At 71.5% G+C, this 23005-nt stretch carries 22 protein-coding genes and 2 tRNA genes; 18 read left to right on the top strand and 6 right to left on the bottom strand.

All coding sequences use genetic code 11. The features are described from left to right. Positions 1-32 precede the first annotated feature (32 nt). A tRNA-Pro gene (locus tag P2T62_RS18185) sits at positions 33-103 on the top strand. 121 nt (positions 104-224) lie between these two features. Next, a complete protein-coding gene (locus P2T62_RS18190) occupies positions 225-395 on the top strand; it encodes a hypothetical protein (RefSeq protein ID WP_276258435.1) in 171 nt (56 codons plus the stop codon). 431 nt (positions 396-826) lie between these two features. Here P2T62_RS18190 and P2T62_RS18195 read toward each other — a convergent pair whose 3' ends face one another. Next, entirely contained in the window at positions 827-1342 is a 516-nt protein-coding gene (locus P2T62_RS18195; protein ID WP_276258436.1) for a DUF7522 family protein, read from the bottom strand. 310 nt (positions 1343-1652) lie between these two features. Here P2T62_RS18195 and P2T62_RS18200 point away from each other — a divergent pair, with 310 nt between their 5' ends. From P2T62_RS18200 to P2T62_RS18215, 4 genes are all read left to right on the top strand, one after another. Then, positions 1653-1871, top strand: coding sequence for a hypothetical protein (locus P2T62_RS18200; protein WP_276258437.1), 219 nt, complete (start codon positions 1653-1655; stop codon positions 1869-1871). A 51-nt stretch (positions 1872-1922) separates the two neighbouring features. After that, positions 1923-2984, top strand: a complete 1062-nt coding sequence (locus tag P2T62_RS18205; RefSeq protein ID WP_276258438.1) for a zinc-dependent alcohol dehydrogenase family protein — start codon at positions 1923-1925, stop codon at positions 2982-2984. 368 nt (positions 2985-3352) lie between these two features. Continuing rightward, positions 3353-3964 carry an SAM-dependent methyltransferase gene (locus P2T62_RS18210; protein WP_276258439.1) on the top strand — a complete coding sequence of 204 codons (612 nt, stop codon included), beginning with the start codon at positions 3353-3355 and terminating at the stop codon, positions 3962-3964. Positions 3965-4483: 519 nt separating this feature from the next. After that, positions 4484-5239 carry a mechanosensitive ion channel family protein gene (locus P2T62_RS18215; protein WP_276258440.1) on the top strand — a complete coding sequence of 252 codons (756 nt, stop codon included), beginning with the start codon at positions 4484-4486 and terminating at the stop codon, positions 5237-5239. Between the two features lie 269 nt (positions 5240-5508). Here P2T62_RS18215 and P2T62_RS18220 read toward each other — a convergent pair. After that, a tRNA-Ala gene (locus tag P2T62_RS18220) sits at positions 5509-5580 on the bottom strand. Positions 5581-5890: 310 nt separating this feature from the next. Here P2T62_RS18220 and P2T62_RS18225 point away from each other — a divergent pair. From P2T62_RS18225 to P2T62_RS18240, 4 genes are read left to right on the top strand one after another with little or no spacing between them, the layout of a single operon-like run. Then, positions 5891-6355 carry a 30S ribosomal protein S15 gene (locus tag P2T62_RS18225; protein WP_276258441.1) on the top strand — a complete coding sequence of 155 codons (465 nt, stop codon included), beginning with the start codon at positions 5891-5893 and terminating at the stop codon, positions 6353-6355. A 14-nt stretch (positions 6356-6369) separates the two neighbouring features. After that, entirely contained in the window at positions 6370-7518 is a 1149-nt protein-coding gene (locus P2T62_RS18230) for an exonuclease RecJ (protein ID WP_276258442.1), read from the top strand. Beyond that, positions 7515-7865, top strand: coding sequence for a KEOPS complex subunit Pcc1 (locus P2T62_RS18235; protein ID WP_276258443.1), 351 nt, complete (start codon positions 7515-7517; stop codon positions 7863-7865). Before P2T62_RS18230 ends, P2T62_RS18235 begins: the two co-directional genes overlap by 4 nt. Beyond that, a complete protein-coding gene (locus P2T62_RS18240) occupies positions 7862-8497 on the top strand; it encodes a 30S ribosomal protein S3ae (protein WP_276258444.1) in 636 nt (211 codons plus the stop codon). The genes P2T62_RS18235 and P2T62_RS18240 overlap by 4 nt, the downstream gene beginning before the upstream one ends. A gap of 58 nt (positions 8498-8555) precedes the next feature. Here the strand turns inward: P2T62_RS18240 and P2T62_RS18245 are convergent, their stop codons facing one another. Together P2T62_RS18245 and P2T62_RS18250 are read right to left on the bottom strand one after the other, a co-directional pair. Then, a complete protein-coding gene (locus P2T62_RS18245) occupies positions 8556-8972 on the bottom strand; it encodes a plastocyanin/azurin family copper-binding protein (RefSeq protein ID WP_276258445.1) in 417 nt (138 codons plus the stop codon). Positions 8973-10225: 1253 nt separating this feature from the next. Continuing rightward, positions 10226-11896 (bottom strand): glutamate-cysteine ligase family protein, encoded by a 1671-nt coding sequence (locus P2T62_RS18250; protein ID WP_276258446.1) that lies wholly within the window; start codon positions 11894-11896, stop codon positions 10226-10228. Positions 11897-12007: 111 nt separating this feature from the next. Between P2T62_RS18250 and P2T62_RS18255 the strand changes: the two genes are divergently transcribed. Together P2T62_RS18255 and P2T62_RS18260 are read left to right on the top strand one after the other, a co-directional pair. Further along, positions 12008-13030, top strand: coding sequence for a phosphotransferase family protein (locus P2T62_RS18255; RefSeq protein WP_276258447.1), 1023 nt, complete (start codon positions 12008-12010; stop codon positions 13028-13030). 62 nt (positions 13031-13092) lie between these two features. Beyond that, positions 13093-14607 (top strand): glutamate-cysteine ligase family protein, encoded by a 1515-nt coding sequence (locus tag P2T62_RS18260; RefSeq protein ID WP_276258448.1) that lies wholly within the window; start codon positions 13093-13095, stop codon positions 14605-14607. 19 nt (positions 14608-14626) lie between these two features. On the opposite strand, the gene P2T62_RS18265 is transcribed toward P2T62_RS18260, so the two are convergent. Both P2T62_RS18265 and P2T62_RS18270 read right to left on the bottom strand, forming a co-directional pair. Further along, complete coding sequence (locus P2T62_RS18265; protein ID WP_276258449.1) at positions 14627-14908, bottom strand: hypothetical protein; 282 nt, start codon at positions 14906-14908, stop codon at positions 14627-14629. Then, on the bottom strand, positions 14905-15492 hold the full coding sequence (locus P2T62_RS18270) for a hypothetical protein (RefSeq protein ID WP_276258450.1): 588 nt from the start codon (positions 15490-15492) through the stop codon (positions 14905-14907). Before P2T62_RS18270 ends, P2T62_RS18265 begins: the two co-directional genes overlap by 4 nt. Positions 15493-15831: 339 nt before the next feature. On the opposite strand from P2T62_RS18270, the gene P2T62_RS18275 reads away from it, so the two are divergent. The 6 genes from P2T62_RS18275 to P2T62_RS18300 all read left to right on the top strand — a co-directional run bounded on the left by P2T62_RS18275 (position 15832) and on the right by P2T62_RS18300 (position 22998). Continuing rightward, a complete protein-coding gene (locus P2T62_RS18275) occupies positions 15832-17250 on the top strand; it encodes a hypothetical protein (protein ID WP_276258451.1) in 1419 nt (472 codons plus the stop codon). A gap of 141 nt (positions 17251-17391) precedes the next feature. After that, positions 17392-17976: a riboflavin synthase gene (locus tag P2T62_RS18280; RefSeq protein WP_276258452.1), complete on the top strand. Its 585-nt coding sequence runs from the start codon at positions 17392-17394 to the stop codon at positions 17974-17976. Between the two features lie 238 nt (positions 17977-18214). After that, positions 18215-20083, top strand: a complete 1869-nt coding sequence (locus tag P2T62_RS18285; RefSeq protein WP_420028461.1) for an ABC transporter ATP-binding protein — start codon at positions 18215-18217, stop codon at positions 20081-20083. 67 nt (positions 20084-20150) lie between these two features. Next, complete coding sequence (locus tag P2T62_RS18290; protein ID WP_276258454.1) at positions 20151-20747, top strand: IMP cyclohydrolase; 597 nt, start codon at positions 20151-20153, stop codon at positions 20745-20747. A gap of 288 nt (positions 20748-21035) precedes the next feature. Beyond that, entirely contained in the window at positions 21036-21734 is a 699-nt protein-coding gene (locus tag P2T62_RS18295) for a metallophosphoesterase family protein (RefSeq protein ID WP_276258455.1), read from the top strand. Between the two features lie 46 nt (positions 21735-21780). Continuing rightward, a complete protein-coding gene (locus tag P2T62_RS18300; protein WP_276258456.1) occupies positions 21781-22998 on the top strand; it encodes a GAF domain-containing sensor histidine kinase in 1218 nt (405 codons plus the stop codon). Positions 22999-23005 lie beyond the last annotated feature (7 nt).

Consider the following 23005-nt stretch of genomic DNA (forward strand, 5'->3'; position numbering starts at 1 on the left):
CTTTACCCGGACCCGCATTCGCTCGGATGCAAGGGACCGTGGGGTAGTGGTATCCTCTGCGGATGGGGTCCGTAGGACCCGAGTTCAATTCTCGGCGGTCCCGTTCTCGAAAAACGCGTAGCCGGTCTTTTAGCCGCGCTCGTGCTTCCTCAGGACGTAACTCCGAACCCCGGAGGGGTCTCTGAGACCCCCTCCATCGACACCTGTAACGGAGGTGACCAACGGTGAGCGCCGAGCAGCAGCGCCGCACCGACGACGACCCGGAGCCGGCCTGTAGCCGGACCAACAGCGACTGGGAGCCCGAGTCCGCGACCGGTGGCCTGCTCGCCTTCCACCCGCCGTGTCGGCGGTGTCTCACCGCGAACGGACCCTCCCCCCGAGTGGCGACTCGGTAGTGGCAGGGCTGCGCCATAATCCACGCAGTTTATAAATAGACCTCTCATCTGAGCACTTGCACCCACTTACGGGTGCATCCCCACCCCCCCACCCCGCTTTTCACGATCCCGTAGCCGCGCTGGTCGGTCGGGACCGTTCGCGCCGGCCGGGAAGATCCCCTTGGGAGATGTGTGTAACCCCACCGGGGAGGAGATCGACACCACACCGCTCGGGACAGACCGCTCTCGGTTCATCACTCGTACCCGCGCAGCGTATCAGACTGATCCATGTCACCACCCTGATTTCGAATCATCTCCTCGGAGGATTCCGCTGTATCATGACCGATTGAGCGGACGTAACTGGGTTCTTGCCGACGCCGCTGGCGGCCGTCGGTATCGGGCTGCTGTTGCTCAGGCAGGCGTTCGCTGCTCGTCGCGAGGCCGGCAGCGGCTCAGTTGAACGACTGATCGCAATCGAGGCAGTAATACGAGGAATCCGGGCCGGCCTCTGGCGTCGAGATGGTGTGCCGCCCGCCACAGCGCGGGCACTCGACATGGACCTCCGTGTGCTGGAAGACGATGTTCCCGAGTGCCGACTTGACCCGGGCTGTCGTCTCGAACTTCCGGACGAACTCGGTGATGTTCATCGTCGTGTCGGGCTCGACGGTCACCACGTAGCCCGTGTCGTCGGTGCTGATGAAGTGGAAGGCCACGAACTCCTCGAACCCGAGCATCGCGCTCCGGAGCGGCCCGGAGTTGAACTGCCCCTCGAACTCCGTCCTGGACCGGTTCTCGCGGAGGAGTTCCTCGTGGAGGGATTCGAACTCCACGTCGGACCGCCGACGGTCGACGTCGTCGCGCACGTACAGCACTTCGAGGCCGTCGGCATCGTACTGGGCGACCATCCGGAGTTCGTCGCCGAGATCGGTCCGGAACTCGTCGGTGATCGCGTCGGGGGTCGGGCGCATACGGCCGGCTTTGCCGCCGGCTCATATCAATCGTAGCACCAGCTCATGCAAACAGGCCGTCGAAGCGGCGACGCGACCGACACCGCTCACGGCCCGACCCCCCCGCGTGCCCGCACCGGAGACACCGGACGATGCCCACGCCGTCGCGCTGGACGATCTCCGGGAGTGCGTGCTCGGTGCCCGGCCCGGCGAGCGTCGTGAGGAGCTCGGGGGCACCTCTTCCCAGGACACTCGACCGGGCGCAGTTGCAGGCCGCCGCCGAAGATGTTCGGGGGAGCCGCGAAGGAGTCCGCTACCGGAGCCGGGAGTGATGTCACCGGACACGGAGACCACGGCGAAATCGACCGACGACCGACGGCTTCGGTACGGCGCGCTGTCGGTCGCGGGGGGCGCGGCGAGTATGGTGCTCCTGTGGTACCTCCCGGGGGACCTGCTGCTGGCCGAGGTCGTCACGGCGCTTCTCGCGCTTGTGTTGCTGGTCACCGGGACGCTCGCGGTTGGGACCTCGGTGTCGCACCGCGCCGCCTGACCGCTCGACGCCACCCGAACCCCTTTCTCACCCCCACCCGACCGGCCACCCATGCACGCAGCAGTCCTGCGAGAACACGGTGAACCACTGGACGTGACCGAGGTCGACCCCCCGGAGCCGGACCCGGAGGGCGTCGTCGTCGAGGTCGAGGCGTGTGGCATCTGCCGGTCGGACTGGCACGGCTGGCAGGGCGAGTGGGGCTGGCTCGGCCTGGAGACCTCACCGGGGCAGATCCTCGGGCACGAGCCCGCGGGCCGGGTCGTCTCGGTCGGGCCGGAGGTCGAGCGGGTCCGCGAGGGCGACCACGTCGCCATCCCGTTCACGCTGGGCGACGGCTCCTGCGAGGAGTGTCGCACCGGGCACGGGAACACCTGCGAGAACACGCAGGCGCTCGGGTTCGTCGAGAGCGCCCCCGGCGCGTTCGCAGAACTCCTCCACGTTCCCCACGCCGACCACAACATCGTCCACCTGCCCGACGGCGTCTCCTCGACGGACATGGCGGGGCTGGGGTGTCGGTTCATGACCGCGTTCCACGGCCTCGCCCACCAGGCCCCCGTCGCGGCGGGTGACTGGGTGGCGGTCCACGGCTGCGGCGGCGTCGGCCTCTCGGCGGTCCACATCGCCGACGCGCTGGGCGCGAACGTCGTCGCGGTCGACCTCGACGACGACAAGCTCGCGACGGCGGCCGAACTGGGCGCGACCGAGACCATCAACGCCGGCACGACCGAGCGCGTCCCCCGCGAGATCAAGGGCATCTCCGACGGCGGCTGCCACGTCTCCGTCGACGCGCTCGGCATCGAGGAGACCTGCCGGAACTCCATCCTCGGCCTGGGCAAGCGCGGCACGCACGTCCAGATCGGCCTGACCTCGGCGGCCGAGGGTGGGGACATCTCGGTCCCCTCGGACCTGATGGTGATGCAGGAGATCGAGTTCGTCGGCTCGCTGGGCCTGCCGCCGACGCGCTACGACGAGATCTTCCGGATGGTCGCCACCGGCAAGATCGACCCCGGTGCCGTCGTCGGTGAGACCGTCGGGCTGGAGGACGTGAGCGACAAACTGGCGGCGATGACCGACTTCGAGACCGAGGGCATCCCGGTCGTCGACTCGTTCTGAGCCGGCGGCCCGGAGGGACCCGGGAATCGGCCGCGGTGCCGCGGCTCTACACGTCCTGAATCACGCCCGAGAACGGCCGGTGCCCGGGTGTCGCCCCTGGTTGTCGTGACCCGAGCGAACCACCAGGGCGCCCACCGCATGGGACCTTCACGGAAGGCGGGACTTAAACAGCGCGACCCTCGGGCAGTATTGCCGCCCGGCTGCCGCCCGAATGTCCCCCGGCCGCGGACCCTCGGTGGCCGCTTCCCGAGCGCCGCCCCCACGGCTCTCGCCGGGCCCCCGGGTCGCCCGGTCGAGCGAGCCCCAGCCACCTCGAAGAGCGGGACGGATCCGAAGCGGTTACGCCCCTGGCCGCCGCCCACGATGACGTGCCGGGGAACACCGAGTCCAACGGCGAGGGGCCGGCAGCGTGGTGGAACGAGCGCTACGAGTCGGAGGATATGCCCTGGGACACCGGCGAACCCCAGTCCGCACTCGTCGACGCAGTCGCGGAGCACGGGCTCTCGGGGCGGGTCCTCGACATCGGCTGTGGGACCGGGACGCACGCGCTGTGGGCCGCCGAGCGCGGCCACCCGGCCGTCGGCGTCGACATCTCCGAGCGGGGCATCGAGCGGGCGCAGGCGCGGGCGGCCGACCGGGATCTCGATGTCAGGTTCCAGGTCGGGAACGCGCTCGACCTCGACGACGATCTCGGGACCTTCGGGACGGTCCTCGACAGCGGCCTGTTCCACGCCTTCGAGGCCGACGGGCACGCCACCTACGCCGCGGAGGTCGCCGAGATACTCGAGTCCGGCGGGCGGTTGTTCCTCGTCGGGTTCGGCCCGGGCGCACCGACGGACTTCGGGCCGGTCCCGATGTCGCCGGCGGACGTGCGCCGGGCGTTCGCGGACGGGTGGCGTGAGCTGGTCTGTCGCGAGGCCACGTTCGAGACCCGTGCGATGGACGTTTCGGGGCTGCTCGCGGTGTTCGAGCGGGACTAGACGCTGGCCGGTGATGCCGCTCCGGAACACTGCGCCGACGCCAGGGGCTTGCCCGGCCGCGGTCGTCCCGAGGAAGTGACCCGCCCGCGGCACCGATCGCCATCGGCACCCCTTACTGCCGAGCCACGACCGACGGCGTCGTGCCCACGCCGGCGCTCGGTAATCCACGCTGAACGCGTGACAGCGATTCCCGTCTCGGACGGCGGTCCGGGCGCTCCCGGAGAGCGGGCGGCCCCTGGAAGCGACCCCCACCGAGATGCCGATACGGGGCAGCAGGTGCCGCACCGACCGGGGACGGGAAGAGCACGTGCGTGGGCCGGTGCCGCAGCCTCCCGGGCGGCCGCTTGCCGATTCCGGTAGCACGGACATATCCGAGGACCCGGTCGCCTCGCCCGGGTCGATACGTCCGTTGTACCTCGCAGCTATCCAATAGTGGTCAGGCCGGTCCCCGTTCGTGGCTCCGGTGCCGTCGAGATATGATGCGTATTACAATATCCCGGCGTTGCCACCGCTCGAACCATGCTATCCACAGGTGAGGTCGTACTCCAGACCGTTCCGGGCGTGCCGGCGTACATCGAGGAGACGGTGATCGGCATCCTGGACTTCCTGCCCCAGCTCATCGGCGCGGTAATCATCCTGCTCATCGGGTGGCTGATCGGTCGGCTCGTCGCAAGAGTCGTCCGGCGGGTCACCGACCGGACCAACGTCGACCAGCTCGTCATGAAGACACCGCTCGGCGGCGCGCTGGGTGGGTCGGAGAAGGCGGTCTCGCGGAGCCTCGGTCGCGTGGCGGCCTACTTCATCTACGCGCTGGCGATACTCGCAGCGGCGGACGCGCTCGCCGTCGAACTCCTCTCGGAGTGGATCGCGGCCGCCGTCTCGTACCTGCCGGCGTTCGTGGCTGGCGCGCTCATCATCGTCGTCGGGTTCATCCTCGCCGACTTCGTGGCCGACGTCGTCGCGCACACCGAGACGGTCACGGAGACCGGCTACACCGAGATGTTCGCCGACGGCCTGCGGGTGTTCCTCTACTTCGTCGCGACCGTCATCGGGCTCGGGACGATGGGTATCGACGTGCAGATACTCAACACCTTCGCGCAGGCCGCGGCCTGGGGCCTGGCTGCCGGCGTCGCGCTCGCCATCGGCATCGCGTTCGGCCTCGGCGGCCGGGATTACGTGGCCGCCAACATCGGCGACTGGCTCCCCGGACGCGCGGCCGACACCAGGCCGACCTCGGTGGGCCAGACCGACGGCGGGGAGGAAGCGACCGACTGATCCCCGGCACTCCCGCTCGGAACGCCCCGGACGCTCCCGACGGCGGTCCCACGGGCTGTCCGCGACCGTGGACCCTCACGACCCCATCGAGGAGCGGACGCTGCCGGAGTTCCGGCACCGCTGGTGCTGGCCGAACCGAACGGGTTCGGCTACCGCGACCGCCCGCTGTTCGAGAAGTGACCGTAGAGAGGCGACGGTGACAGGAATCGATGGACCCGCGGGAGGCTCGCGAGTGGAGCGAGTGAGGCCACGCGAGAGAACGACGTGAGTGGACTCGCGGGGATTTGAACCCCGGGCCTTCCCCGTGCCAGGGGGATGATCTACCGCTGATCTACGAGCCCGCGCATTCCGTTTTGAGTCCAGCCGCGGGCATAAACCCATCGTCATCCCGCGCGCGTGGCCCGCCGTGACACGGCCGTGGACAACGGAAACCGTTTAGTCGCTGAACGAACCAGAACGCGTGGGAACAGCACAGCCGCATATCCGACCTGCCGTCCGTTCGGGCGGCTTGGGAGTGCGGCGGTGCCGGCCGACAGCGGCGCTGCGCCGCATCCGGCCACAGCATCGCAGCCCACGCGGGCGGCACCACGAGGTGCACGCCACGGGGCACGCGGCTCGTGCGGTTCCAATCACACAGACGAGAGTATACACATGGCACGAATGCACACCCGCCGTCGCGGCTCGTCCGGTTCGGACAAGCCCGCGACCGACGAACCGCCGGAGTGGAGCGACGTGGACGCCGACGCGGTCGAGGACCGCGTCGTCGAACTCGCAGAACAGGGGCACGACCCGTCCCAGATCGGGATGAAGCTGCGCGACGAGGGCGTCCAGGGGACGCCGATTCCCGACGTCAAGCTCGCCACGGACAAGAAGGTCACCGAGATCCTCGAGGAGAACGACGCCTCGCCCGAGGTCCCGGAGGACCTCTACAACCTGCTCGAGCGCGCCGTGCGCCTGCGCGAGCATATGGACGAGAACCCCGGCGACGCGCAGAACAAGCGCGCGCTCCAGAATACGGAGTCGAAGATCCGGCGCCTCGCCAACTACTACCGCGGCGACGAGCTGGACGAGGACTTCAGGTACACGTACGAGTTCGCGAAGGAGCTCACCGAGTAACCCCCTCCCCACCAATGGCCGCCGCCGACCCGTCCGACGGGCACGCCCCCGGTGCGAGCGTCGCCGCCGCCTGCCGCGATGCCGGCCTCGTCCGGCTCGTGGCGACGAGCGACGGCGACGCCCTCGCGGCGACGGGCGTCCTCGCGCGGGCGCTCTCGGCGGCCGGCATCCCGTTCCAGGCCTCGGTCCGGTCGTTCCCGGGTGACGCACTCGGCGACGGCACGGACGCGGACGTGACGGTGACCGTCGGTGCGACCGGCGGCGACGTCGCGCTCGACGCCCACCCCGCGAGTCCGGCGGCCTACGCGGCCGCCCGGGAACTCGTCCCCGACGCCGCCGACCCGACGCTCGCGCTCGCGGGCGTCCTCGCGGCCCGCGCCGCGCCGGGCGACGACCCGACGACGCTGGCCGAGGACGCTACCGCAGCGGGCTGCGAGCAGCGGCCCGGCGTGGGCGTCCCGACCGCGGACCTCGTCGACGGGCTGGCGCACACGACGTTCGTCTACACCCCCGACTCGGGTGACACCGAGGCGTACCGCACGGCACTCGCCGAGCGCGACCTGCCGACCGAGCGGACCGCCGACATCGATGACGATGCCGGCCGCCGGCTGGCGTCGCTGCTGGCGTTCGACGCCGTCCGGTCCGGCGAGGCACCGCCCCGCGCCGCCGACGCGGTCGAGCGCGCGCTCCGGCCCCACGCCGGCGCGCGCTGTCCGTTCGCGACGGTCGAGGGGTACGCCGGCGTGCTCGACGCGGTCGCGCGCCGCGCCCCCGGAACGGGCGTGGCGCTCGCGCTCGGGCACGATGCCCGCGAGGCCGCGCTCGACGCGTGGCGCGAACACGCGAGCGCCGCCCACCGCGCGGTCCGGGCGGCCGACACGAGCCGATACGACGGCTGCGTCGCGGTGGTCACGCGGACGGGCCCGGTCGAGACGGTCGCCCGCCTCGTCCGGGACTTCCGCTCGCCCGAGCCCGCCGTCCTCGTCGTCGGCGACGGGGAGGCCGCGGCCGCGGGCGATGCCGTCGACGTCGGCGCGGCGCTGCGGACGACTGCAGCCACCGCGAACGGAACGAGCCACGCGCGCGGCGAGACCGCGTACGCCCGGCTGGACACGAGCGACCCCGCGGGACTGATCGACGCGTTCCGGGAGGGACTGGCATGAGCGGGACCGACGCTGCCGGTGACGGCACGGACGGTGTCCGCAAGCGTGCCACCATCCGGACGCACCACGACGACCCCGCGGTCGTCGCACGAGCGGTCCGCCCGGACAACACGGACGCGATGGAGACCGACGTGACCGAGGACCGCGTCGTCACGCGCATCGAGCGCCCGACGACCGGCGGCCTGCGGTCGACCGTCGACGACTACGTGGTCAACCTCCGCGTGGCCGAGCGGGTCGCGGCGACCGCCCGCGGCGAGGACGCGACGGTGGACGAGGTGCGTGCGGACCCAGTATCGGACGGCACGAACGACAGCGACATCACCACAGACGACACACACGACACATGAGCGAACGAAGCGTCTCCCGACGGAAACAGGAGAAGCGGTGGTACACCGTGCTCGCGCCGGAGCAGTTCGACCGGCAGGAGCTCGGCCGCACCCCCGCCGACGAACCCGAACAGCTCTACGACCGCACCATCGAGACCACGCTGGGCGAACTGGAGAACGACGCCAGCGAGAACAACACGAAGCTGACGTTCCAGATCAACGACGTCGGCTCGGACTCGGCGTACACGGAGTTCGTCAAGCACGAACTCACCCGCGACTACCTGCGCTCGCTGGTCCGCCGTGGCTCCTCGAAGATCGCCACCTACGAGACCGTGCTGTCGACGGACGACTACCGCGTCCAGATCCAGCCGGTCGCGTTCACCACCAAGAAGGCCGACCACTCCCAGGAGAAGGCGATCCGCCGGACGATGATCGACCTGACCCGCGAGGCCGCGGAGGACCGGACCTTCGAGGAGCTCGTGGACGCGGTCGTCAACGGCCAGCTCTCCTCGGCCATCTACGCCGAGGCCAAGACCATCTACCCGCTCCGCCGGGTCGAGGTCCAGAAGATGACGCTCGAGGCGCGGCCCGAGGAGGTCGCCGAGGAGGAGGAGACCGCCGTCGCCGTCGAGGACGAGGACGTCGAGGTCTGACGCCGCGAGTCCTTCGCTTTCTTCACCCCCCGCCAGTGACGACGCCGCGTGGCGAGCCCTACTCCGTGACGACGATGGTCCCCACCATCCCGGCGGCCTCGTGCGGGATGCAGTAGTAGCCGTGCTCGCCGGCGACCTCGAAGGTGTGCTCGTAGGTCTCGCCGGGGCGGATGTTCCCCTGGTTCGGCCAGCCGTCCACCGCGGCGTCCTCGGAGTCGAAGCCGCCGGAGGCGAAGTAGTCGGCCCCGTCGGGGATCGCGCCCTCGGTCGCCGTGACGCTGTGGCCCCGGCTCCCGACGTTCCCCCAGACGACCGTCTCGCCGACCGGCACCTCGTACTCGACCGGCCGGAAGGCGTTGTGGGCCATCCCCACGTCGTAGTCGTCCTCGTCGAGCTGTGCGGTGGTGGTGCCACAGCCCGCGAGGCCGACCGCGGCCGCGGTGCCCGCCGTCGCGAGGAACGTCCGTCGGTTCATCGTCCACATCTTGGTTGTGGCGGGGCTTAGGCGGCGTGGTTCGGTCCTCGAAGCCGACGGGTTGCACTTGTCATGTTGATGACTCGGATGCGTTCCAGTGGCTGCATCTTTCGGATTGAACTGGCAGAATAGATAATATATAAGTAATTTATTTGTATTATGTAGGAATTTAATGTTGGGTGTTTGAAGTATCTGATAAAGATTGTATTCTCACGACAGCCACGAGGGAACCGTGTAGAAAGCCCCCGCCCGCTCGACCGGCCGCGCCTCGCTGCGGTCCTCACTCCGGTCGCTCCGCTCCCTCCATTGCGGTCCTTGCGTCGTCGAGGCCGGGTCGAGGCGGATTGTCGGCTTCGCCGACGATCTATTCGCTGGCGGCTACGCCGCCAGCCGGGCGGCCCCTTTCAGTCCCGCCCCGTTGCTGGTTCGTCCGAGCGTCCGCACGTGGGGGTTCCAGCAGAGTGCTAGTGGCCCCACACCTCCCCGCGTCAGCGGCGGCCGTGTTCCGGCACGCTCGCTAGCGCGAGCGGCCTCCACAGCGGGGCCGCTGGCGCGCTTCCTGGTCCCGGAACCGGCCGACCGACCCAGCCGCTCGGCTGGTGCGTGCCAGCCCCGTCAGCCGCACCGGCGCGCGCTGGGGGTCGACGACCGCCCACGGGAGCGGCTTCATGCCGCGAGCACTACGGCGGTCGTCGGCCGCCTCTAAGCGCGCGAGGGCTGAGGAGCGCAGCGAAGCGAGCACCGCAAGCGGCTGGGGAGGTGTGAGGCCCACGGACCCGACTGACCCACGTGCGGTCCTGGTGGACTTCCGAAGGGCGAACCCGCTCGACCCAGCCCGGACCCGGCAAGCACCGCAGTGGAACGAGCGGAGCGAGTGGAGCGAGGAGCGCAGCCGTCGCCGAAGGCGATGCAAGCGAAGGGAGCGGAGCGACCGGAGCGAGCAGGTCCCGGATGGTCGAGCGGGTGAGGGCTTCGGGAGCAATCTCGCTGTGGTCGGACGCGCCCGTACCAGAGAGCGGGTGAGGGCTTCGGGAGCAATCTCGCTGTGGTCGGACGCGCCCGTACCAGAGAGCGGGTGAGGGCTTCGGGAGCAATCTCGCTGTGGTCGGACGCGCCCGTACCAGAGAGCGGGTGAGGGCTTCGGGAGCAATCTCGCTGTGGTCGGACGCGCCCGTACCAGAGAGCGGGTGAGGGCTTCGGGAGCGGGTCCGTCGGAGCCCCCACACCAATCCGCCGAAATCAGGCCCCTGCTCTCAGATCCACTGCGTGAACGAGTCGGTCGCCTCGCTCAGCTCGATGTACTCCCACTGCATCGCCTCGACGGCCTCGTGGAAGCTCTCGCCGTGGTTCATCCCGGCGCGGACGCGGTGTTTCTTCCAGACGCTGGGCGTGATGGCGGCCACCTGGCGGGCCTCCAGCGGCGCGATCCAGCGGTCGATCTCCGTCCCGGGGAAGCCCGCCTCCTCCAGGCCCGTGCGGGCGAGCGACAGGAGTTCGTCGAGGGCGATGTCGGGGTTGTCCGTCCGGTCGCCCTCGGCGGTGATCCACGGGAGGTCGGCCCCGGGCCCCTCGGCGACGGCGTTGTAGAACGAGTCGCGCGCGTCCGCCCACGGCAGCTCCAGCAGCGGGTGGTCGGTCGCGTCCAGCCCGCGGAGCGCGCCCGCCACCATCGCCTGCACGGAGACGCAGTCCCGGACCGTCGGCTGGGTCGGGACCGGCCGGAACTCCAGCCGGACCGAGCGGTCGTCGTTGCCGTTCGACGGGCCGTCCCCGTCCGAGGGCGTATCGCCGCCGAACACCGGCCGGACCCAGCGCCAGAAGGTGCCGTGCTTGTGGGCGAACTCCGGGAACCGCTGGCGGTAGGGGTCGTCGTCGGCCACGTCCTCCGGGTCGGTACAGAACGGGGCGAACGTCTCGTCGGCCTCGATGGCCCGGACCGCCTCCTCTGCGTCCGCGACGTCCGCTGGGACCCGGACCTTCTCGATGCCGGGCGGGTTGATGCTGTCCTCGTACACCGGCACGCGGAGTTCGTGAGGGCCCGAGAGCACCGCCTCGGCGTCGACGGCCTCGGGGTAGAGGTCGGCCGGGAGGAACGGGCTGTTCGCCGTCAGCGCCACCGCCGGGCCGAGGATGCGGGTGGCGTAGCGGAGGTAGCGTCCGACGTCGGCGGCCGCGGGCACCTGCAGGTGGGGCTGGACCGAGGTGGCGAGCGACTCGACCAGGATGGAGGGGAGCCGGTGGTCGGCGCCCGGGACGTCCAGCGGGATGCCGTTGTCCATCCGGCGGAGCGTGTCCGCGTCGAGCGCGTGATAGCGCGCGTTCCGCGTCATGTTCGCGGCGAGCCAGACCCCGTCGCGGGCCTCGCCCGCCGAGAGATAGACGCTGGTCCCGGTCGCCGGCGGGACACTCCACATCGCGTCCAGCACCGGGCGGACCTGGCCGGCCCGCGGGTCGTCGGTTCCGTCGCGCGCGGCCCCGTCATCCCGTTCGGCCGCACCCTCGCGGTCGGCCGCGCCCGCCGCCGCGATGGCCTCGCGGGCGTCGGCGACGGCGTCGTGGAGGCGCTGGAACTGCCGGTCCAGCCCCGCCGGCGACAGCACGTCCGGCGGCGTGTTCACCTCGAGGTTGTGCCGGCCCAGCTCCGGCGCGAACCCGCCGTCCTCGGGCGCACCCTCGGGGACGTGGCAGAGCTGCGCGCGCCCGTCGACGGTGTAGGCCTCCAGCTCCAGCCCGACCGCGTAGTCCTCGTTGTCGAGCCGCCCGGCCGCGCAGTCCTCGGCCACCCGGTCGGCCTGCTCGGCGACCCGCTCGTTGAACCGGTCGTAGGTCTCCGGCGCCAGCGCCTCCCGGACGGCCGCGACCAGCCGGTCCCGCTCACCGTCGTCGGACCCCCGCCCGCCCCGACCCGGCTCACCTTCGTCCATGCGGGGCCCGACGACCCCCTGCCCTAAAGCACCCCCGCCCGTCGCAAGAACGACGCGCCCCAGCCGTCGGCGGCGCGAGGGTTTTGTCGCCCCGGTACCGAGGGACCGGTCGTGCAGGACCAGCGCGAGCAGGTAGTGGCGGCGGTCTGCGAGCGCGCGCTGGGCGCGACGCCCGCCACCGTCCGCGACCTCCCGACAGGCAACTCGAAGCGGACCGCGCTCGTCACGCTCGACGACGGCCGCGAGGTCGTCGTCCAGTACCGCGGCCGCGAGCGGTCGCTCGCCGCGGAGGCCGCCGTCACGCGCGCCGTCGCCGCGCGGACGGACGTGCCCGTCGCCCCCGTCCTCGGCACGGGCACCGTCGAGGACCTCGGGGTCACGTATCTGGTCACCGAGCACGTCGCCGGGGACGACCTCCACGAGCGCTTCGCCGGCCTCGGTCCCGAACACCGCTCGGTGCTCGCGCGGACGCTCGGCCGGTGTCTCGCGGCCGTCCACGACGCCTTCGCGTTCGACGCGCCCGGGCGGGTCGCGGGGACCGACGACGGCGACGCGCTCGGCGTCCCGGAGCCGCTCCCGGCGGGCGCGTTCTACCGGGAGTATCTGGACCGCGCGCTGGCGGACTGGCCGGGCGCGCTGGCGGCGCTGGAACCCCGCGTCGAGACGGCGCTCGGCGACCGGCTCGACGAGCTTCCGGCCGACGAGGCCCGCCTGTTCCCCTGGGACTACCGACCGGGCAACGTCATCGTCCAGGGCGGGGCTGGACCGGCCGGCGGTGACGGGTCGCTCGGCGCGGACGACCCGCCCGAGGTGGCCGCGGTGCTGGACTGGGACGAACCGCTCGCGGCCCACCCTGGCCTCTCGGTGGCGAAGGCGGAGTTCACGCTCTGTGACTGGTACGTCCGGAGCGAGGCCGACGTTCGGGCGCTCCGCGAGGCGTACCGGGCGGGCTACCGCGAGGTCCGCCCGTACCCGGACGATGCCGCCGACGCGTTCCGGCTGCTGGGGATCGTCGCCTCCGCGGCCGACTCGCGGGGCGAGGTGACGCGGCCGCGCTACCCCATCGTCGACGCCGACGCCGCGGTCGCGTTCCACCGCGAGCGCATCGAGGCGGTGCTGGAGCGACTCGGATGAGCGGAGACGGCTCCATCGACCGTAGGGTTTGAAGCCGTCGGCCGGCCACCGACCACGCAAGGATGTCTGGCTCGGAACTCGCCGCGCGGGTACGGGAGTCGCTGGACGCGGACCGCGAGGCGTTCGCCGCCCGCGTCGAGTCGGAGGTCGAGGACCTCAAGCGCGAGGTCGAGCAGGGGACCTTCGACAACTCGCAGGCCATCGTCGGCCTGGAGTACGAGTTCTACGCCGTCGACGCGGAGACGGACGCCCTGAAGCGGGTGCCCCGGCGGCTGCTGGAGTACATCGGCTTCGAGAAGGAACTCGGCCTGCACAACGCCGAGATGCAGACCTCGCCCCAGCCCTGCTCGGCGTACGGCCTGCGCGCGACCGAGCGCGAGGTGCAGGCGAAACTGGAGGCCGCGCAGGACGCCTGCGAGCCCGAGGGGATGGTGCTGGTCAGCGACGGGATGTGGACGGTCCCGCCGGTCGGCGAGACTGCGGGCTCGTACCTCGCCGACAGCATCGAGGAGGACGGCGTCGTGCTGGCGACGAACATGAGCGACGCGGTCCGCTACCACGCCATGGCCAACACCGGCTTCAAGGAGGACATGAGCCTGGACGCCCCGCACGTCCACCTCGACGCCCGGACGGTGATGCCCGAGAGCCTCATCACCTCCATCCAGCCCCACTACCAGATGAGCCAGGCCGCGGACCTCCCCGAGCGGTTCCGCTACGCCCTGCGTGTGGCGGGGCCACTGGTGGCGCTGGCCGTCAACAGCCCGTTCTTCCCGCCGGACCTCTACGACACGGACGACGCCCAGGAGATCCTGACCGGCTGCGCGATGGAGAACCGCGTCACCGTCTTCGAGTCCGTCCTCAACCCGGACGGCGCCGACCCGAAGGTGACCTTCCCCCGCGACGTCGAGCACATCGACGAGGTCATCGACCGCATCGCGGCCGACCGCACCGTCGTCCCGATGCTGCAGGAGGACGCCGGCCGGTTCGACGACCGGTTCGCGCACTTCCGGCACAAGCACGGCACCTACTGGCGGTGGGTCCGCCCCGTCCTCGATGGCCCATCCCGGGCCGGCGCCAACGCCCGCATCGAGTTCCGCCCCCTGCCCGCCCAGCCGACCGTACGCGACTCCATGGCCTTCCTCGCGGTCTTCGCGGGGCTGATGGAGTCGCTCCCGCGGCGCGAGCACCCCCTCCGCTCGCTCCCCTGGGAGGACGCCCGCGACAACTTCTACGCCGCCGTCGCGGACGGCCTGGAGGCGGACCTCACGTGGGTCACGCTGGAGGGGACCGAGACGACGGACGCGGCCGTCCTGTTCGAGGAACTGTTCGATGCCGCCCGGGACGGCCTGGAACTCCGGGGGCTGAGCGACGAGGACGTGGAGCGCTACGTCCGCCCGCTGGAGGCCCGCTGGGAGGCCGGCCTCACGCCGGCGCGCTGGAAACACCGCGAGGTCGCCCGCCGGGTCAACCACGGCGTCCCGCTCGCCCAGGCCATCTGGGGTATGCAGGCCGACTACATCGACTGGCAGCGCGAGACGCTCATCCAGGGCTGCTTCACCGAGTGGATCGACGGGTAGGTCGGTCCCGGCCGTCTCGCTACCCGGAGTCGCCCGTGGAAGCGTCCGACGCTGCGTCCGTGCCGCCGTCGTCCTCGACGTACCGGGTCCGGTACCAGCCCCCGACGAGGATACTCACCCCGCCGAGGATACCGAGCCAGTTCACGAGATGGGCGTACTCGCTGTAGCCCGCCAGCGCCAGCAGGCCGTTGTCCTGCGGGCCGACGGCCGTTCCGGTCAGGAGCAACGAGCAGAGGAGGGCGAGGAGCCCCAGTCCGGCGACCGGGAGCACCAGCCGTCGGTACCACCAGTCGTGGTTCATCGGCCCGTGACCGTCGCGTTCGTCGATTCGCGCGGCCAGTCCGACTCGCTCATGAGGTGGCCACAGCGCGGGTCCCAGTTCCCCGACCCGCCGCCGCTGCAGGCGGTCGGCTGCCCGTCGAGACGGAAGAGGACCCGCGTCCCACGCGGGCCGTCGGGGGCGCGAACGGCGATCCGGTAGGCGATCTGCCCGGCACAGCGTGGCTCGCCCGTCGGTTCGTGGGTGGTGAGTTCGACGCGGTACGTGGCGAAACCGGCCTGGGCGGGGGAGGTCCGGGCGACCGCGGCCCTCAACTCGGTTCGGGGCGAGGCCGTCTCGATGGTGTCGGTCACCACGACGGTCCCGTTCGGGCCGTCGCTGGTCCCGGCCCGGTCCTGCAGGTCGCCACGGCAGCCGCGGTCGGTCACCTCCAGCGCCGTCACCGTCGGCTCGGCGTCGGTCGGCGGCGGGGCGAACGGGCCGACGGCGCCCGCCGCGGCCACGGCGGTTCCGGCCACCAGCGCGCCGAGCAGGAGCGGACCGAGCCACGCCAGCGGGTCGTCGGGGAGGGCATCGGGGGTCACGGCCTCATCTGCCGGCGCCATCCCGGTAAAACACCCGGCCGGGCGAGCGGTGCTGTTCGGAGCAGGATGCCCGTTCCGCCTCCGCATGGAGTCAGCAGATCCGAACACCACCGCCGATCTGCCCCGTACACCTTTGTAGGGGTAGTGACATCTTCAGTCATCATGGGGAACGGGATTCGGGAAGCCGGCCGTCAGTTCGTTCGAGAGACCCAGCACCGACGGCCGACGGGCAGGAACGCCACGACCCGGTCGACACCGGCAGGGAACCCACAACGCCCCTGCACACGGCCGGTGCCCGAACGGCCACGGTCGGTGCACCCTGCGCCCGCCTTCCCGGGGTCGGGGGAGCGGTGATCCGTGATGACGTCACCGACGGATGACGGGGAGAGGGGTCGTCCCCACCGGGAAGGGACGACGCCGGACGGTCGCTCGACGCTCGGATGCCGAGGGGGTGCCCTCCTCCTGCTGGCCCTGGTCGGGGCTGCCGTGGTCCTCGCGAGCCCGGTCGCCGGTGCGAGCCCGACGAACGACCTGGTGGACGGTGCCGGCGAAGGGCCGGCGGCGCTCGCCACGCCCAGTCCGGTCGCCGACTGCACCGTCTCGGAGACGAGCGTTCAGGTCGGGGAATCGGTCACCCTCGACGCCTCCGCGTCGGAGAACGCCGACGACTTCCAGTACGACCGCTACGGCGACACCTCCTTCGGCGAGTACACCGCCCAGCGTTCGCGAACGGTCGCGTACTCCGAGCCGGGGACCTACGAACCACGGGTGAAGGTCTGGTCGTACAGCGGCACCGAGAGCAGCGACATCGACACCTGTGGCACCGTCACCGTGACCGGATCGACCCCGACCTCGACGCCAGCGTCCGGCGTAGTCGCCAACTGTACCGCGTCGGAGACGACCGTCCAGGTCGGGGAGTCGGTGACCCTCGTCGCATCCGGGTCCGAGCACGCCGAGGACTTCCAGTACGACCGCTACGGCGACGCCTCCTTCGGCGAGTACACCACCCAGAGCATCCGCACGGTCGCGTACGCCGAACCCGGCACATACGAGCCACGCGTGCGGGTCTGGTCGTACAGCGGCGGCGCCGAGACCAGCGACATCGACACCTGTGGCACCGTCACCGTCACCGACGCGACGCCCACCCCGACGCCGACACCCGCCCCGACGTCGACGCCCACTCCGGCATCGACGGCATCGCTCACCGCGACAGCCACCTCGTCGCCGACACCGACGGCGACGCCTCGAGCCGACGGGCCAGCCAGCACCCCCACGCCGACGGGGACCGCGGTACCGACCACCACGGGACCGCCGGGGACGGAGACGCCGACACCATCGACCGGGACATCCACCCAGGCGTCGGCGACGGGAACCGCCGCCGGCGGGACGTGGTTCCAGTACGAATCGAGCGGGAACGACTCGGTCACGCTTCTGGCACAACCGGCGGTGGCGCGGGAGGACGTCGAGACGTACGGCTGGGACATCGACGGCGACGGGACCGTCGACCGGCGAGGGCACTCCCTCGAACTCCCCGGGGCGACGGGCGCCGAGACGGCCGTCACGCTGCTGGTGGAGCGAGTCGACGGGAGCACGGCGAGCGTCACGAGGGACGTGCCGGTGGCGGCCCTCGCCGGCGGGACGGCGGCACCCGACCGGGCGGTTACGGCGGCCGGCGCGGATGACGGCCCCCCGGTTCCGGTGCTCCTCGGCCTCCTGTTGCTCGTCCTGTTCTTCGTCCTCGCGGCGCTGGTGGTCGCCCGGTCACAACAGGACGACTGAGCACCCGGTCCCGGCCCGGGGCGCTGGATGGTGCTGGGGCGCCCTCGTGCTCCGGAGGCTGGTATCTCCCCCATAATCACGGTTCTGTTATTCATATCGAAGATGAGAAGATACTTGCAGGCGTACTCCCGTGTTCCGTCCGTGTACACCGGCATCGTTGAAGCGACGGGTACCGTGCGCGAGACGACCGCTGTCGACGGCGGCCATCGACTCCGGCTGGGGACCCCGTTCACCGACATCCAGCCCGGGGACAGCGTGGCCGTCCACGGCGTCTGTCTGACCGCCGAGCAGGTCGGCGACGGCTGGTTCGAGGCGTTCTGTTCGGCGGAGACCGTCGACCGGACGTACCTCGCCGACCTGCCGGCGGGGAGCGCCGTGAACATAGAGCGGCCGGTCCGGGCGGACGACCGGCTGGACGGGCACGTGGTCAAGGGGACCGTCGACACCGTGACCTCGGTGCGGGCCGTCGAGCGCGACGGCGATACGGTCCGGTACCGGTTGGAGCGGCCCGACGAGCCGTATCTGGTGGAGAAGGGTGCGGTCGCGCTGGACGGCGCCAGTCTCACCGTGACCGACGTGACACCCCGGGAGTTCGCCGTGGCGACGATCCCGGAGACCCGCGAACGGACGACGCTGAGCGGGAAGGCACCCGGCGACCCCGTCCACGTCGAGTTCGACGTGCTCGCCCGGTACGCCCGGGCCACGCGGCCGACGGCGGCGGACTGAGCGCGCCGCGACATTCATCTACCCCGGTCGCTTACCTATGGTAAGTGCAGGCCGTCCGTAGCGTCGCCGCCGTCGACCGGCCAGGCGACCACTCCCCCCATCCGTTCCGCCGACGACGACGCCCGACCCCCGGGTCGCCAGTCCGCCAGCCCGGCGCCCGGAGGCGCCCGTGAGCCCGCCGCCACACCGGCCGAGCGGCCCCTCGTCGTTCGAGTACCCCGACGACGCGCCGGACCCGATGGCGCGGCTGTTCCGCAGCTACGGTGCGGCCGACCTCCACCTGTTCGCGGTCGGGCTCGTCACGAGCGTGCTCGGCCGGTTCGCCAACCTGCTCCCGCCGCTGGTGCTGGGCGTGGCCATCGACGCCGTCTTCACGCAGCGGGCGCCCTACCGGCTCCCGCTCGTCCCGCCGGAGTGGATCCCGACCGGGACCGACGCGCAGCTGTGGCTCTCGGCCGGACTCATCGTCGTCGCCTTCCTCGTCAGCGTCACGTTCGGCTGGGCGCAGGGCGTCTCGCTGTCGCTGTTCTCGAATCGGGTCCAGCACCGCGTCCGGACGGACGCGTACCGCGCGACCCAGCGCCTCGACATGGCGTTCTTCGACGAGGAGCGCACCGGGGAACTGTTGAGCGTGCTGGAGGGCGACGTGCGGAACCTCCGGGCGTTCCTCAACGGGACCGTCTCGGGCGCCATCCAGCTCGTCGTCACCGTCGTCGGCATCGCGGCGCTGCTGTTCTACCTGAACGCGCAGCTGGCACTGGTGACCCTGGTCGCGGTCCCGCTGCTCGGCGCGTTCACGCTCTGGTTCATGCGCACCGTGCGGCCGCGGTACCGCGCCCTGCGGGCCAGCGTCGGCGGGCTCAACAGCCGGCTGGAGACCAACATCCAGGGCATCGAGGTCATCAAGTCGACCGGAACCGAGACCTACGAGGACGACCGCGTCACGGACGCCTCCTGGGCCTACTACCTGCGGACGTGGGACGTGGCCCGCCTGGAGTACCTCTACCAGCCGGGGATGGACCTGCTTGCGGGTGTCGCCTTCGCGACCACGTTCGTGCTGGGCGGATACTGGCTCGTCGTCGGGCCGCCGCCGGGGTTCTCGGGGACGCTGCTGCCCGGCGAGTTCGTCACGTTCCTGTTCATGACCCAGCGGTTCGTCGACCCGCTCGCGGGGCTGGGGCGCATCGTCGACTCCTACGAGAACGCCCGTGCATCCGGCGAGCGCATCTTCGGCCTGATGGACCGCCCCAGCGCCGTCGCCGACTCGGACGGCGAGGTGCCGCTCGACCCGGACTCGGTCCGGGGGCGCGTCGAGTACGACGCCGTGGACTTCCGGTACGGTGACGACCCGGACGGCGACCTCGTCCTGCACGACCTCTCGTTCGTCGCGGAGCCGGGCGAGACGGTCGCGTTCGTCGGCCCGACGGGCGCGGGGAAGTCGACGGCCGCGAAGCTCCTCCTGCGGCTGTACGACCCCGTCGACGGCACCGTGCGACTCGACGGCCGCGACGTGCGCGACTACCGGGCCCGCGACCTCCGGCGGGCGGTCGGCTACGTCTCGCAGGACGTGTTCCTCTTCGACGGCACGGTCGCCGAGAACGTCCGGTACGGCCGGTTCGACGCGACCGACGACGAGGTCCGCGAGGCGTGCGTCGCCGCCGAGGCCGACCGCTTCGTCCGCGAGTTGCCCGACGGCTACGACACGCGCGTCGGCGAGCGCGGCGTCAAACTGTCGGGCGGCCAGCGCCAGCGCATCGCCATCGCCCGCGCGCTCCTGCAGGACCCCGCCGTCCTGGTGCTGGACGAAGCGACGTCGGCCGTCGACACCGCCACGGAGGTCGCCATCCAGCGCGCGCTCGACCGCCTGACCGAGGGCCGGACGACGGTCACCATCGCCCACCGGCTGTCGACGGTGCGCGACGCCGACGGGATACTCGTGCTGGAGGGCGGCCGCGTCGTCGAGCGCGGCACGCACGACGACCTCGTCGACGAGGGGGGCCTCTACGCGACGCTGTGGGCGGTGCAGATCGGTGAGACCGACCGCCTGCCACCGGCGCTGCTGGAGCGCATCGAGCGGGCCGCGGTCGAGGGAGGCAGCGACGACTGAGACGAGGGCTCATCCCGTCTCGCCCGGAACCGGCACGCACTTGCCGGTCACTCCCGCACCGTCGTCCATGTACGTCGGACGCCTGCTCGTGGTCGGCCCCGAGACGGCCGCCTACCGCGTCTCCTCGCGCTCGTTCCCCAACCGCCAGGCGACCGTCCGCGAGGACGGCGCGACGGTCACCATCGAACCCACGCCGGACGCCCCGCCCAGCGACAACCCCTACATCTCCTACAACTGCCTCCGGACCGTCGAGACCCCCGCCGGCGAGGCGACCGCCATCGGCAACGGGTCGCACGTCGACCCCGTGGCCGAGAAACTCGGCCTCGGCTACCCGCCCCGGGACGCGCTGGTGACGGCGCTGCACGCGCTCGACTTCGAGAAGGACGACTACGACACGCCCCGCATCGCGGGCGTCCTGGGCCCGGACGGCGCCTACATCGGCACCGTCCGCCGCGACGCCCTGCTCGTCCGGGAGGTCGACGAACCGACGCTGGTCGCGACCTACGAGGAGAACGCCCCGACGGCCTTCGACTTCGACGCCGACGACGCCGAGGACGCCGCCCGGGCCGCCTACGACCTCGACTTCGAGCACGCGGTCTGTGCGGCCGCCGCGACCCGCGACGGCGACGGGTTCGACGTGGCGGCGTTCACGCCAGATAATTAAACAAATCAAGAATATTCCAGAAGATGGAGATTTTGAATAGTTACCAGACTGCTTCCCGGATTATCGATTGCGGCTCGGTAGCCGGTGGAACCAGCGTCTGACGTTTCCACTGTTTCAACTGCCGCCCCTGATTTCGACTCGAACCGGCACTCCCCGGGTCGTACAACTGCCACCCACCACGTCAGACGCTTCCACTGTTTCGGGTGGAGCCCCTCGCTTCGGGTGGACACGGAGCGGTGACACACCACACGCCGGGTTCATGCCCGGGGGCCGTCTCTCGCCCGGTAGATGCGACTGGGCGTCCTCGCGGATATCCACGCCAACCACCCGGCGCTGGAGGCCGTGCTCGCGGACCTGCCGCCCGTCGACGGGCTGGTCTGTGCCGGCGACGTCGTTGGCTACGGGCCCCACCCGGCCGAGTGCGTCGAGCGACTCCGCGAGTGGGACGGCCGACTCGTCGCCGTGCAGGGGAACCACGACCGGGCGGTCGCCGCCGGGGCGGACATCGGCGACGGGATGGCCGGCGCCGGAGTGCGCCACGCCCGGGCCGAACTCGACGCCGACGCGCTCGGGTGGCTCGACGGCCTCCCGGCCGTCCGGACGGCGTTCGACGGATGCCTGCGGGTCGCACACGGGCATCCCGGGGACCCGGACCGCTACGTCTACCCGTCACTGTTCGACGAGTCGCTGCTGGCGGACGAGCGGGTGCTCGTACTCGGGCACACGCACGTCCAGGCGAGCGCGGCGTTCGAGCGGGCGGGCTGGGCCGGCTCCGAACGGCGGCTCATCCTGAACCCGGGGAGCGTCGGCCAGCCCCGCGACGGCGACCCGGACGCGGCGTACGCCACGCTGACGCTGGATGGGGGCGGGGCCAGCCCCGAGGTGACCCTCCATCGGGTGCCGTACGACGTCGAGCGGACGGTCCGGGACCTCCGGGACGCCGGACTCCCCACGTCGGCCGGCGAACGGCTCCGGAAGGGGGCCTGAGTGGTCGACGGACGTATGCCAGTTCCGGCCCAAGTGACACCCATCGATGACCCGGGAGGCAGCGCCCCCTGACGGCGGCGGAGACGGTGAGTGCCGCGAGCGGATGCTGGCGTCGCTGCTGGACGCGACCCAGGAGCTGATGGTCGCTCGGGACGCCGACGCCATCGCGCAGGTGGCCGTCGACGCCGCCCGGGACCGGCTCGGGTACGAACTCGTCGGTGTCCACCTCCTCCCGGATGCCCCCCGGCCCGAGGGCGACGGCGGCGGGCCGAACTCGCCCGAGGGGCTGGTCCCCATCGCGTGGACCGAGCCGCTGGTCGCGCTCATCGGACAGGACCCGCCGCCGACCATCGAGCCGGGGACGGGGGTCGCGTGGGAGAGCTTCGAGGAGGGGTCGCTCCGGGTCTTCGACGACCTCCGGACGGCCGAGGTGGAGCTGATGGACCCGGAGACGGCGTTCCGGAGCGAGCTGCACGTCCCGCTGGGGCGCCACGGCATCCTCATCGTCGGGTCGGCCGAGGTCGACGAGTTCGACGCCGGAGACGTCTACTTCGCGCGCATCCTCGCCGCCAACACCACTGCCGCGCTCGAGAACCTCGCCGCCCGCCGGGCCATCGAGGCCCGCGAGCAGGAACTGGCCCGGCAGAACCGCCGCCTCGAGGAGTTCGCGGACGTCATCAGCCACGACCTGCGGAACCCGCTGGCGGTCGCACAGGCGACCATCGAGATGGGGCTCGAGACCGGCGAGGCGGCGGAGTTCGAGAAGACGCGCGACGCGCTCGACCGGATGGAGGCGCTCGTCGACGGCCTCCTCACGCTCGCGAAGGAGGGCCGCGCCGTCGGCGATCCCGAACCGGTCGACGTGGCGGCCGTCGCCGAGCGGGCCTGGGAGACCGTCGAGACCGGCGGCGCGACGCTCACCACCGCGTCGGTCGACCTGCAGGCGGACCCGGCGCGGCTCCGACAGCTGCTCGAGAACCTCCTCCGCAACGCTGTGGACCATGGCGCCGACGACCCGGCAGACCTGACGGTGACGGTCGGGCCGCTCGAGGACGGGCCGGGCTTCGTCGTCGCCGACGACGGTCGGGGCATCCCCGAGAAGGAGCGCGACGCGGTGTTCGAGCACGGTGTCTCCCCCGGTGGCGGCACCGGCCTGGGCCTCACCATCGTACGGACCATCGCCGAGGCCCACGGCTGGTCGGTCGGGGTCGAGCCGAGCGAGGACGGCGGCACCCGGTTCGTCTTCCGCACGGCCGAGCGCTGACCCGGTG

Source organism: Haloglomus litoreum, assembly GCF_029338515.1.
Taxonomy (GTDB): Archaea; Halobacteriota; Halobacteria; order Halobacteriales; family Haloarculaceae; genus Haloglomus; species Haloglomus litoreum.

Excerpts from the sequence above, each read along its gene's own strand:
- P2T62_RS18295 (WP_276258455.1), top strand. The coding sequence starts at position 21,036 with ATGCGACTGGGCGTCCTCGCGGATATCCACGCCAACCACCCGGCGCTG.
- P2T62_RS18215 (WP_276258440.1), top strand. The coding sequence starts at position 4,484 with ATGCTATCCACAGGTGAGGTCGTACTCCAGACCGTTCCGGGCGTGCCG.
- P2T62_RS18270 (WP_276258450.1), bottom strand. The coding sequence starts at position 15,492 with ATGGCGCCGGCAGATGAGGCCGTGACCCCCGATGCCCTCCCCGACGAC.
- P2T62_RS18200 (WP_276258437.1), top strand. The coding sequence starts at position 1,653 with ATGTCACCGGACACGGAGACCACGGCGAAATCGACCGACGACCGACGG.
- P2T62_RS18235 (WP_276258443.1), top strand. The coding sequence starts at position 7,515 with ATGAGCGGGACCGACGCTGCCGGTGACGGCACGGACGGTGTCCGCAAG.
- P2T62_RS18300 (WP_276258456.1), top strand. The coding sequence starts at position 21,781 with ATGACCCGGGAGGCAGCGCCCCCTGACGGCGGCGGAGACGGTGAGTGC.
- P2T62_RS18195 (WP_276258436.1), bottom strand. The coding sequence starts at position 1,342 with ATGCGCCCGACCCCCGACGCGATCACCGACGAGTTCCGGACCGATCTC.
- P2T62_RS18245 (WP_276258445.1), bottom strand. The coding sequence starts at position 8,972 with ATGAACCGACGGACGTTCCTCGCGACGGCGGGCACCGCGGCCGCGGTC.
- P2T62_RS18240 (WP_276258444.1), top strand. The coding sequence starts at position 7,862 with ATGAGCGAACGAAGCGTCTCCCGACGGAAACAGGAGAAGCGGTGGTAC.
- P2T62_RS18205 (WP_276258438.1), top strand. The coding sequence starts at position 1,923 with ATGCACGCAGCAGTCCTGCGAGAACACGGTGAACCACTGGACGTGACC.
- P2T62_RS18275 (WP_276258451.1), top strand. The coding sequence starts at position 15,832 with ATGACGTCACCGACGGATGACGGGGAGAGGGGTCGTCCCCACCGGGAA.
- P2T62_RS18265 (WP_276258449.1), bottom strand. The coding sequence starts at position 14,908 with ATGAACCACGACTGGTGGTACCGACGGCTGGTGCTCCCGGTCGCCGGA.
- P2T62_RS18230 (WP_276258442.1), top strand. The coding sequence starts at position 6,370 with ATGGCCGCCGCCGACCCGTCCGACGGGCACGCCCCCGGTGCGAGCGTC.
- P2T62_RS18260 (WP_276258448.1), top strand. The coding sequence starts at position 13,093 with ATGTCTGGCTCGGAACTCGCCGCGCGGGTACGGGAGTCGCTGGACGCG.
- P2T62_RS18250 (WP_276258446.1), bottom strand. The coding sequence starts at position 11,896 with ATGGACGAAGGTGAGCCGGGTCGGGGCGGGCGGGGGTCCGACGACGGT.
- P2T62_RS18225 (WP_276258441.1), top strand. The coding sequence starts at position 5,891 with ATGGCACGAATGCACACCCGCCGTCGCGGCTCGTCCGGTTCGGACAAG.
- P2T62_RS18285 (WP_420028461.1), top strand. The coding sequence starts at position 18,215 with ATGGCGCGGCTGTTCCGCAGCTACGGTGCGGCCGACCTCCACCTGTTC.
- P2T62_RS18290 (WP_276258454.1), top strand. The coding sequence starts at position 20,151 with ATGTACGTCGGACGCCTGCTCGTGGTCGGCCCCGAGACGGCCGCCTAC.